Origin of the sequence: Pseudomonas sp. ERMR1:02 (assembly GCF_002277815.1) — a bacterium.
In the GTDB taxonomy this organism is placed as follows: domain Bacteria; phylum Pseudomonadota; class Gammaproteobacteria; order Pseudomonadales; family Pseudomonadaceae; genus Aquipseudomonas.
Genome location: NZ_NKJI01000053.1, coordinates 1 through 1,355, shown reverse-complemented (window position 1 = coordinate 1,355; position 1,355 = coordinate 1). Strand labels below are relative to the sequence as shown.

Below are 1,355 nucleotides of genomic sequence, written 5' to 3'. Positions count from 1 at the left end.
TAGTCACCACGTCGGCAAATGGAATCGGATTCGGATACAGACCGGTCGCCACCAGCCCGGCGACGTGGGCCATGTCCACGAACAGGTACGCGCCAACCTTGTCAGCAATCTCACGAAAGCGCGGGAAATCCAGGGTCTTCGAATACGCGGAGAACCCGGCAATGATCATCTTCGGTTGATGCTCGACGGCCAGGCGTTCCACTTCGTCGTAGTCGATCAGCCCGGTCGTGGTGTCTATGCCGTACTGCACGGCGTTGTACAACTTGCCGGAAAAACTCACTTTTGCACCGTGGGTCAAGTGACCGCCGTGGGCCAGGCTCATGCCCAGCACGGTGTCACCGGCTTGCAGCAACGCCAGATAAACCGCGGCGTTGGCCTGACTGCCCGAATGCGGCTGGACGTTGGCGTAATCGGCGCCGAACAGTTTTTGGCGCGATCAATCGCCAGTTGTTCGACCACGTCGACGTGCTCGCAGCCGCCGTAATAGCGCTTGCCCGGATAACCTTCGGCGTACTTGTTGGTCAGGCCGCTGCCTTGCGCTTCCATCACCCGTTGGCTGGTGTAGTTTTCCGAAGCGATCAGCTCGATGTGGTGTTCTTGCCGCGCGTCTTCGGCATTCATCGCGGACAGCAGTTCGTCGTCGTAGCCTTTGATCTGGTCGTGTTTGCTGAACATGGTGGTCTCCTCGGGTTGTTCTTCTCTGTAGGAGCGAAGCTTGCTCGCGATGGCCGTTATGCGGACTATCCGATGAACCGCGTCATCGTTCATCGCGAGCAAGCTTTGCTCCTACAGGGCGGTGTTGTTGGACTGAGAGAGCAAAGGAAGTGCCAATGTTTATTTTCTGTTTATAAACAAAGGCTTATCTCTGAATTGAAGAAGGGTGCGCAAACGAGTTGTATTGAAATCAATACAACTAACAGTGAAGATGAGTCGAGGCCGTGCAAACGCCTTGAAAGTGCTTTGTCTTGATTTCGTTACAATGTATTGATTTCAAGACGCGGTTTTAAACAACACCGCCGCTCCCACAAGAATTAAGGTTTGCCGGGAATCCCGTACTTGCGCAGCCGAATGGCAATGGCGCTGTGCGAAGTCTGCAACCGCGCCGCCAGCAACCGACTGGACGGATAACTGCGGTAAAGCTCTTCCAGCAGGTTTTTTCAAAGCCTCCCACGGCCTCCTCAAACTGCCCACCTCACCATCGTTTTTCCGCTCCACCGCCGTGCGCGCGATGTCGAGATCGTCGATGTCCACCAGCGGGTTTTCGCAAATCGCCGCGGCACGGAAGATCACGTTTTGCAGTTGTCGCACATTGCCCGGCCAGCGGTTGCCCAGCAGCGCAGGAAAGGTGCTCGGCG

General features: G+C 56.1%; 1 protein-coding gene and 2 pseudogenes. 1 reads left to right on the top strand and 2 read right to left on the bottom strand.

The window, feature by feature from the left end:
* A pseudogene (locus CES87_RS32180) lies at positions 1–675 on the bottom strand (serine hydroxymethyltransferase); the annotation flags it as partial.
* Between the two features lie 72 nt (positions 676–747).
* Between CES87_RS32180 and CES87_RS32175 the strand changes: the two are divergent.
* The gene (locus tag CES87_RS32175) at positions 748–969 is read left to right on the top strand and encodes a hypothetical protein (protein ID WP_128609437.1); all 222 of its coding nucleotides are present in this window, start codon (positions 748–750) and stop codon (positions 967–969) included.
* Positions 970–1,031: 62 nt separating this feature from the next.
* Here the strand turns inward: CES87_RS32175 and CES87_RS32170 are convergent.
* Positions 1,032–1,355: pseudogene (locus CES87_RS32170) on the bottom strand (TyrR/PhhR family helix-turn-helix DNA-binding protein); the annotation flags it as partial.

Bases quoted from the DNA above. Each gene is read 5' to 3' on its own strand.
- CES87_RS32175 (WP_128609437.1), top strand. From the start codon at position 748: ATGAACCGCGTCATCGTTCATCGCGAGCAAGCTTTGCTCCTACAGGGC.